At 70.8% G+C, this 9,002-nt stretch carries 6 protein-coding genes and 4 pseudogenes; 6 read left to right on the forward strand and 4 right to left on the reverse strand.

Going from position 1 to position 9,002, the window contains the following annotated elements; all coding sequences use genetic code 11:
* Window positions 1-364: 364 nt before the first annotated feature.
* Complete coding sequence (locus BJF83_RS13910; protein ID WP_075926630.1) at window positions 365-640, forward strand: YiaA/YiaB family inner membrane protein; 276 nt, start codon at window positions 365-367, stop codon at window positions 638-640.
* Window positions 641-677: 37 nt separating this feature from the next.
* Here the strand turns inward: BJF83_RS13910 and bioB are convergent, their stop codons facing one another.
* Both bioB and BJF83_RS29180 read right to left on the reverse strand, forming a co-directional pair.
* On the reverse strand, window positions 678-1,739 hold the full coding sequence (gene bioB, locus BJF83_RS13915) for a biotin synthase BioB (protein ID WP_075926631.1): 1,062 nt from the start codon (window positions 1,737-1,739) through the stop codon (window positions 678-680).
* A gap of 184 nt (window positions 1,740-1,923) precedes the next feature.
* Window positions 1,924-2,208 (reverse strand): annotated as a pseudogene (locus BJF83_RS29180) (hypothetical protein); the annotation flags it as partial.
* A 148-nt stretch (window positions 2,209-2,356) separates the two neighbouring features.
* On the opposite strand from BJF83_RS29180, the pseudogene BJF83_RS13925 reads away from it, so the two are divergent.
* Window positions 2,357-3,117 (forward strand): annotated as a pseudogene (locus BJF83_RS13925) (DeoR/GlpR family DNA-binding transcription regulator).
* A gap of 663 nt (window positions 3,118-3,780) precedes the next feature.
* Here BJF83_RS13925 and BJF83_RS13930 read toward each other — a convergent pair.
* Window positions 3,781-4,542, reverse strand: a complete 762-nt coding sequence (locus tag BJF83_RS13930) for a metal-dependent hydrolase (protein ID WP_075926633.1) — start codon at window positions 4,540-4,542, stop codon at window positions 3,781-3,783.
* A gap of 204 nt (window positions 4,543-4,746) precedes the next feature.
* Here BJF83_RS13930 and pabB point away from each other — a divergent pair.
* The 4 genes and pseudogenes from pabB to BJF83_RS13950 all read left to right on the forward strand — a co-directional run bounded on the left by pabB (window position 4,747) and on the right by BJF83_RS13950 (window position 8,596).
* A pseudogene (gene pabB, locus BJF83_RS13935) lies at window positions 4,747-6,773 on the forward strand (aminodeoxychorismate synthase component I).
* A gap of 130 nt (window positions 6,774-6,903) precedes the next feature.
* On the forward strand, window positions 6,904-7,233 hold the full coding sequence (locus BJF83_RS27910; protein WP_187347147.1) for a hypothetical protein: 330 nt from the start codon (window positions 6,904-6,906) through the stop codon (window positions 7,231-7,233).
* A 339-nt stretch (window positions 7,234-7,572) separates the two neighbouring features.
* Window positions 7,573-7,923, forward strand: coding sequence for a hypothetical protein (locus BJF83_RS13945; protein ID WP_143831888.1), 351 nt, complete (start codon window positions 7,573-7,575; stop codon window positions 7,921-7,923).
* A gap of 46 nt (window positions 7,924-7,969) precedes the next feature.
* Window positions 7,970-8,596 carry a LysE family transporter gene (locus BJF83_RS13950; RefSeq protein ID WP_158070370.1) on the forward strand — a complete coding sequence of 209 codons (627 nt, stop codon included), beginning with the start codon at window positions 7,970-7,972 and terminating at the stop codon, window positions 8,594-8,596.
* 149 nt (window positions 8,597-8,745) lie between these two features.
* Here BJF83_RS13950 and BJF83_RS29185 read toward each other — a convergent pair.
* A pseudogene (locus BJF83_RS29185) lies at window positions 8,746-9,002 on the reverse strand (hypothetical protein); the annotation flags it as partial.

Raw genomic sequence — 9,002 nt, forward strand, 5'->3', positions numbered from 1 at the left:
CTACGCCCGTCGGGGCGGGGCGGTTCGGTGATCCCCAGCGGGTCGGGTGGCGGGCCGACCGCGTCCACTGGCCGATGACGGCGCGCCAACGTCGTCATGGGCGGCCCGGTGGACCGCGACCGATTCGACCGCACCGCCCCGGCCGGCCACGCGGACGCCGTCGTGGGGGTCTGCCGCACGGGTGGAGGACGACGCTGGACGAGTCGTTCTCGCGGGGCGCCTACGAGGAGCTCATGGACTCCTGCGACCATGCCCGGGAGCCGTGGCGGATGCAGACCAGCGCCTACCGGGACGGGTGAGCGCCCGCGGCGGATTGAGTAGGCGTACTCAGGTGCCGCCGCGGCGACCGCGCCACGATGGACCCATGAACACCCCCAACACACGTCCCCGGTCCACGTCCCAGTTCTACCTCCAGTCGGTCATCGCCTTCGCTGTGTCCACCGTCGGAGCGGCCGTCGGCATCGTCTACCTGCCAGTCGACCTGTGGATGCGCGCCTTCCTCGGCATGAGCGTGCTGTTCGTGATCACCTCGACCTTCACGCTGGCCAAGTGCGTGCGCGACCGTCAGGAGGACGCGGTCGAGGAGGAGGCGGCCCAGCACTACCAGCAGGCGCCGGTCTGGAGCGGCCAGCCGCAGTAGCCGGTCCGGCGGTGCCGGACCCGGGCGCGCCAGTAGCTCAGGCGTTGGGCGGAAGAGCGGTTCCGGCGCCTCGCCGGCGCGCCTTGAGCAGGTCGTGGCGCTCGTTGGGCAGCGTCGGCTCGCCGGCGCCCTGGATCTCGAACCCGGCGTCCTCGATCATCTGCCGGTCGGCTTGGCCGGCCTGACCCTCACTGGTGAGGTAGTCGCCCAGGAAGATCGAGTTGGCGATGTGCAGTGCCAGGGGTTGGAGGGAGCGCAGGTGGATCTCGCGTCCTCCGGCCAGGCGCACCTCGACGTCGGGGAAGACGAAGCGGGCGGCGGCCACGATGCGCAGGCACCGCTGGGGGGTGAGCTCCCAGGTGCCCTCCAGGGGGGTGCCCTCGAAGGGCATGAGGAAGTTGACCGGCACCGAGTCGGGCTCCAGCCCGCGCAGGGCCAGGAGGGCGTCGATGAGGTCGTCGTCGCTCTCCTTCATCCCCGCGATCAGGCCCGAACAGGGGGAAAGCCCCGCGTGCTTGGCCTGTTCGACGGTCTCCACCCGGTCGGAGAACTCGTGGGTGGTGCAGATGTCGGCGTAGCGTTCCTCGGAGGTGTTGAGGTTGTGGTTGTAGGCGTCCGTGCCCGCGTCGCGCAGGCGGTCGGCCTGTCCCTCGGAAAGCAGCCCCAGGCAGGCGCACACCTCGACGCCGGGGAACTCGGACTTGATGTCGGAGATGGTGGGGGCCAGGCGGTCGACGTCGCGGTCGGTGGGGCCGCGCCCGCTGGCGACGAGGCACACCCGGGTGGCACCGGCCCGGACCCCGGCGGAGACCGCCTCACGGGTCTGGTCGGGCTTGAGCCAGGTGTACTTGAGGGTGCCCGCGTCGGAGCCGAGCCGCTGGGAGCAGTAGAAGCAGTCCTCCGGGCACAGTCCACTCTTCATGTTCACGAGGTAGTTGAGCTTGACCCGGCGGCCGAAGTACCGAAGGCGGACCCGGAACGCGGCGGCGACGAGGTCCATCAGGTCGTCGTCGGATCCGCTCAGGACCTGGCGGAGTTCGTCGCGGGTGGGCGTCTCACGTCGGAGGGCCTTGTCGGCCAGAGAGTGGAAAGTCGTCACGGTGACGATCCTGGAGTGTGGCTCGGACCGAGCGCATCCGTCGAACGCGCCAAAATCACGGCCCAAGTCTTGTACGCGCTGGCCGTTTCCCGGTCGGTCGCCGCCTCGGACGGGAAGCGGTGAGACCGAGTTCCCGCGCGGACTCCTCGACCACCTCCGGGCCTCGACCGGGGCCGCGCCCCCGTCAGGGGATGTCCTCCACCAGCAGCGCGGTGAAGTCCTCGCCGGTGGCGTCGCCGACGCCGACCAGGCGTCCGGCCTGCCGGGTGATCATACGTTCCATGACCTGGCGCGCGTAGCGGGCGTTGCCGAACATCTCGCACCGCCGCAGCGAGGCGGCCCCGCCCGCGGCCACCAGCACGCCGTTGCGCCTACCGTTGCAGACGCGCGAGCGCAGCACGCTCGCCTCGCCCTGGTTGTGGACCGAGAGCCCGTCGCCCGTGCACGAGGAGATGTCGCAGTCGCGCAGGCGGTCAGGGTCGTGGACGTGAAGTGGAACGTGCGGGAGCCGGACCGCACGCGCCGCCGCACGGAAGCGCGACCATATGATTGACTTCCGAGGCACGTCGCCGCCCACGGCGCCAACGACTGCCACAGCGAGGCACAGGTGATCCCACATGTACGCCGAAGAGCGCCAGCGGCTCATCCTTGAGCGTGCGCGCCGGGAGGGGCGGGTGGACGTCGCCAAGCTCGCCGCCGAGTACGACGTCACCTACGAGACGATCCGGCGCGACCTGACGGCTCTGGAGCGACACGGGATCCTGCGCCGGGTCCACGGGGGAGCGATCCCCGTCGAACGGCTCGGCTTCGAGCGACCCTGACCCAGCGCGACACGGTCATGACCAAGGAGAAGGAGCGGATCGCCAGGGCGGCTCTGGCCGAGCTGCCCACGGAGGGCGCCATCCTCCTCGACGCCGGCTCCACCACCGGGCGGCTCGCCGAGCAGATCCCCGCGGACCGCGAACTCACGGTCGTCACCAACTCCGCGCCGATCGCGCTGACCCTTCTTCCCCGCGCCAACATCAATCTCATGCTGCTCGGCGGACGACTGCGCACACGCACCCAGGCGACCGTCGACGCCTGGGCGCTCCAGGCTCTGGAGGAGACCTACGTCGACGTGGCGTTCATCGCCACGGACGGGGTGTCCGCCGAACGCGGCCTCACCACCCCCGACCCCTCGGAGGCCCAGGTCAAGCGTGCGATGATCCGTTCGGCCCGCCGGACCGTGCTGTTGGCCGACCACACCAAGGTCGGCAACGACCACTTCGCCCGCTTCGCCTGCGTCGAGGAGGTCGACTGCGTCATCACCGACACCGGCCTGGTGGACGGCCTGGCACAGGAGTTGGCCGCGCTCGGGCCGCGTGTCACCACGGTGTGAGGCAGCCGCGTACCGGACGCCGGGGCGGTGGAACCAACTGATGAGTGCGGGTTCCGCGCTCCCGCCCGAGCCAATACATCCCATGATCCGCTGAATTATTGGCCGCGTGCGCATTCGGGGATCGTTGTGCGCCCGGATCGATTACCACTCAAACATCCTATAAAATAACTCAAAACCAATTGCTTTCACACTTATTGCCAAGCGGAAGGCAGTCGCGATGAGATCGACGGACTTCTCCAGCCCGCTCCCCGAGCGAGAGCGGCCGACTCGGGTGCGTACGCGGGAGAGCGGCGGCTCCGGCGCCGACCCGGACGAGAGCGGCGCCCGGCCGCCCGCCGTCGCCGACCAGGTTCGCACCGCACACGTCACCGGGAAAATCCCCCCACGTGGCCCAGTCATTCCAGGTGGCGAAGGCTCCGGTCGATCCGGAACCGCGGCCCGAGACGAACAACGCGGGAACCGGAGCGTCGGGAAACCGTCCACTGCCCGGCAAGCCGAGGAAGGCCGGCCGGGGCCGGACCTGGCGTCCGAAGGAGAACGCCTGACCGAGGAGGGGACCGGTCCCAGGGGCGGTCGCCCGCAGGACCGCACCGGGGTTGGGGGAGGGGGACTCGTGGCCGCGACGCGTACGACGGTCCCACGCCCCCGATGCGGGCGCACGTCTCATCCCACCCGGGTGAGGACCACGACCGCCGGAGCGCCCGCCAGGCATCCCCACCGGATTCCGGTCTCCACCCAGCTGTCCCCGGTGCGGAACGCCACCGGGGACCGGAACATCCACCACCGCTTACCCCGCACAACCACCGGCCACGCCAGCGGAACGCCGCTCCTGGTCAGCCAGTCCCCGAGCACGTGCGTCACCGTGCCCGCGCCCACGGCCGCCCCGACCAGCCACGGCGCCCCGCCCGGAAGGTAGACCGCGGTGGCGGCGGCCAGAACGGAGAGCACGCCCACCAGCCGGAGTCGGGTCTTCCTCGGCCCGCCCAGGGACCGCCCCACCGCGCCCAGCCCGAGCGCGGCCATCGCGAACACGACCGCGCCGAGTCCCCACCCGCCCAGCGCGGCCGCACCCCACCCCAGCAGACCGAACACCGCGCACGCGGGGAGCGTGTGCGTCAGGTGCCGATGTCCGCCGGGCGGAACCGGTGCCCCCTCGACCGAGGACCGCGGCCCCAACGCGTCGCACGGGCCCGCCGTCGCGCGGTAGACCGCCCGCGACAGCCGCCGCAGACCCACCGCACACAGCTCCGACGAAGGCCCCAATGAGCGCCCCGCCGTGCTGCCCGGCTCGTCCAGATCCGGAAGCAGGGCGGCCCCGGCGGCGACGGCGCCACAGACGAACACGTCCGAGGGGTGCGCGCCCAGCGCCGCGCCCGTCAGGACGCCGACGAACAAGCCCGTCGCGGCGTGCGAGACACCCAGCATCAACGCTCCTCGGGAGGTGCAACGGGAGGGGACACCGAACTCCGTCCCCCGGCGGGAGCGGAAGAAATCAGGCGTTCGTCCCTTCTACTGACGAACCCCATCGCGGCCGCCGACGGCGCACGGCTCCACAGGCCCGGGGCCGTCGTCGAGCGCTCCGGGGACCGCCGTAACCTGGTGAGTCGCGATCCGGAAGGAAAGGGCGGGATGCGCGTTCTCCTCGTGGACAACCACGACTCCTACACCTTCAATGTCTCCCACCTGCTGGCGCGCGTCCTGGGGAAGTTCCCCGAGGTGGTCACGAACGACGACTCCCGCTGGGACGACCTGGACCCCTCCGCCTTCGACGCCGTGGTCGTCTCCCCGGGCCCCGGCCGTCCGCACAACGCCCGTGACCTGGGCCGCGTTCCCGAACTGCTCGCCCAGACCCGTCTGCCGGTCCTGGGCGTGTGCCTGGGCCACCAGGCCATCGCCCACCTGGCCGGGGCCGACGTCACCGCCGCGCCCGTCCCGCGCCACGGACACCTCACCACGGTCCGGCACACTGGCCGCGGCCTGTTCGAGGGGTTGCCCCAGGACCTGACCGCAGTGCGCTACCACTCGCTCGCCGTCCCCGAACCGCTCCCCGCCCTCCTCGCCGCCACCGCCTGGGCCGAGGACGGCGTCGTCATGGGTCTGGAGCACCGCGAACTGCCGCGCTGGGGCGTGCAGTTCCACCCCGAGTCGGTCGCCAGCGACGCCGGAGCCGACCTGGTCGCGAACTTCCTCCGTCTGGCCCGCCCGCACGCGACGGCCGCCGCGGGCACACGCGCACCCGAACGCGCCCAACCGTCCCCACCAGAACGAAGACCCGCCCCGACCGAGCGCCCCGCGCCGCGCGCCCACGTCCTCGACCACGCCGTGGACGCCGAGGCCGCCTTCGCCCACCTCTACGGCGACGCCGAGTACGCGTTCTGGTTGGACAGCTCCCGCCCCGAAGGACCCGCGCGCTTCTCCTTCCTCGGCGCGGCCACCGGCGAGACCCTCGCCTACCGCGTGGGCGACGGCGCCGTCCTGGTTCGGGACGCAGAAGGCGCCGAGCACCGCGAACCCGGCACCGTCTTCGACGCGCTCGACCGCCGCACCCGCAGCACCACCCCCACCGGGCTGCCGTTCGACTTCACCGGCGGCTACGTGGGCTACTTCGGCTACGAACTCAAGGCCGACTGCGGCGGCGTCACCGCCCACACCTCACCCGCCCCCGACGCCGTGTGGATGCGCTGCGACCGGTTCGTCGCCGTCGACCACGCCGAGAACCGCACCTACCTGGTGCACGACGACGCCGCCGACGCCCTGACCTGGGTCCGGAACACCCTCGACACGCTCACCGCCCTGCCGACCCTGCCCCCGCCCGCTCCGGCCGCGCCGCCCGTGGACCTGGAGGCCCACCTGGAGCGGTCCCGGGAGGCTACGTCACCGACGTCAAAGAGTGCCTGGGTCACCTCACCCAGGGGGAGAGCTACGAGATCTGCCTGACCAACCGGGTGCGGCTACCCGACTCCGCCGACCCCGACCTGGACGTGTACCGGCGGCTGCGCGCCGCCAGCCCCGCCCCCTACGCCGCCCTCCTGCGGCTGGGCGCCCTCAGCGTGCTGAGCGCCTCACCCGAGCGCTTCCTGCGCGTGGACGACGACCGCTTCGCGGAGAGCCGTCCGATCAAGGGCACCGCCCCCCGCCACCCCGACCCCGAGTCCGACCGCCGCGCGGCCGAGCACCTGCGCACCGGAGCCAAGACCAGAGCCGAGAACCTCATGATCGTGGACCTGCTGCGCAACGACCTGGGACGGGTGTGCGAGGCCGGCAGCGTCGAGGTGCCCGCGTTCATGTACACCGAGTCCTACGCCACCGTCCACCAACTGGTCTCCACCGTCCGGGGACGGCTGCGGCCGGACGTGAGCACCCTCGACGCCGTGCGCGCCTGCTTCCCGGGCGGGTCGATGACCGGCGCGCCCAAGGCGCGCACGATGGAGATCATCGACGAACTGGAGGCCTCGGCCCGGGGGGTGTACTCGGGGGCGCTGGGTTACCTGTCCCATTCGGGGACCGCAGACCTGAGCATCGTCATCCGCGCCGCCGTGCGCGCCGACGGGGAGTTCACGATCGGGGCGGGAGGTGCGGTCGTGCTCGACTCCGACCCGGAGGACGAGTACGAGGAGATGCTGCTCAAGGCCGCCGTCCCGGCGCACGGCCGTTGACCCGCGCGGACATCGCGGCGGTCGGTGCCCGCTTCCGCGACCGCTTCGAGGTCCCGGCCGCCCCCGCCGCACGGGAGGCGGGGTCTGAAGGCATCCGGAGGCGGTCTTCCACTGCACCCCCGAAGAAGTGGTGGACATCGCCGAGCGCCACGGAATTCAGGTCATCTCCTGGACCTGCGAAGATCGGGTCGTATGGCACGAGTTCGTCACGGAGACCGCTTGCCTCGCCCAAGGCAGAGGAATCATCAACCTGTACGAATCAGCCTGCTTCATCTCCCCTGAGGCCGTCGAGGCACTCATCCGGGTGATCGACATGAGGTACGCGTCGATCAACCCCCTGGACACCTATGTGCTCGCCGGTCAGGCGACCGGTGCCCCGGTGTCTCGCACACTGGGTGTGGAGACGCCGCGGCGACGATCTGTTCATGGTGCACGGCCACGTCGTTGCTCTGTCCCGTGACGGGACCTGGAGCCGACGTGCCGTCGTCCCGAACGGTTCGCTTGTCCGGATACCCGAAGGCGTCGATCCGGTTCAGGCGGCCCGCGCGAGCGTGTGCGGTCGGACCGCGATCCGCGTGGGGGCACGAACCCGCCGGAGTCAGACTCAAGGACCGCGTCCTGGTCCTGGGCACCACGGGTGGCGTGGGCACGGCCGCGACGTCGCCCGCTCTCAGCGCGGAGGCGAGAGTCTGAGGCCAAACCGGTGACCCGCACAAGGCTGACGCCGTACCGAGATGGGCGCCGAGACCGTGATCGCCCGTTCCCCGAGGAGCTGATCACCGTCGCGGAGGGACTGGGGGTGAACGAGGTGCTCGACCCCCTCGGCGGAAGCCACACCACGGCCGCCGCCCAGCTCCTGGCCCCCTACGGGACACTCGTCGTCTACGAAGCTTCATCCTCAGCGCAGACCGAGCTCGATGTGCGATCCTTCTACCGCAGGAACGTCCGGGCACTGGGCTATGGGAACGTCATGGAAGGACAGGATGAGGTCCGGTCCGGTATCAGCTGCGCATTGCGCGCACTGGCGGATGGGAACATGCGCATCCTGGTGGGTGACCGGATTTCCCTGAACGCGCTTCCCTCGGTGCTGAAGCCCGAATGTCGACGGGGCACCATCGGAAAGACCGTCGTCGATGTGGGCCTCGACTGAGCATCCACGTCCACTCGTTCTCCTCCCTTGGAAAAGGATCGGAATCGTGACGACCGCCCTGGTCACCGGCTTCGGCTTCGGTTTCGTGGTCGCGGCTCAAGTCGGCCCGATCTGGTTGTTGTGCCTGCGCAGCGTTCTGCGTGGCGGCATCGCGCTGGGGTTGGCCATCGGTGCGGGGGCAGCGCTGGTCGACGCCGGATACGCACTCCTGGGCATCGCGGGAGTGGCCGCCCTGCTGACCACGTGGGAAGCCCTGGAAACGGCGGCCGGGATCCTCGGCGTGCTCGTCTTGGTGGTGCTGGCGTTGCGCGCCCTGCGCAGTGCTCTGTCCCCTCCGACAGAACAGCGGTCCAACCGGGAACTCAACTCGCCCCAAGCAGCGTTCGTGGTGGGGTTAGCCGCGACGGCGAGCAATCCGCTGACGATCCTGGCCTGGGCGGCGGTCTTCGCTGCTCTGTCCTCGGCCGTACCCGACATGGGTTCCATCACCCCGTGGACCATGCTGGCCGGTGTGGGCGTGGGGACCTTCACCTGGTTCGCGCTGCTGTCCCTGGCCGCGTCCGTGTTGGGGCGCTTTACCGGCCCGCGTTTTCATCGCGGGGTGGACACGGCTGCGGCGATCGGGCTCTTGGCGTTCGCCGCCGTTCTGGCTTGGCAGGTCCTGGCTTCGTGACACCGTGTCCTGGCCGACAAGAATAGGGTACGCCCCGCCGCTCTGCCCTCGGCCACCGACCGGGATAGCCTCACCGTCGGTGTCAGGTGCCACCGCGCCGAGCGGGCTGACATCGCCGGAACAACCTATCGTTCCTTGGATCCCGGCGGTCAGCGTCGCCCGAGTCGCCACCACGGGCGGCGTTGGTGGATGTCCGCGTGGCAACTTCCGCAGACCACGAGGGTCTTGCGGCGTCGCGCGGCCATCAGATCCGCCCACGGCGGCCGATCCTGTGGACGTCCGAGGTCAGCGAGCTTGGCGACGTGGCGGACCTCCACCTCGTCGAGACGCCCACATGACTCGCACCGCCCGTCCAGGAGCCGGGTAACCAGCTCCTTGCGTTTGGTGTTGACCGATGCCGACCGAC

It is taken from the genome of Nocardiopsis sp. CNR-923, assembly GCF_001942255.1.
GTDB lineage: Bacteria > Actinomycetota > Actinomycetes > Streptosporangiales > Streptosporangiaceae > Nocardiopsis.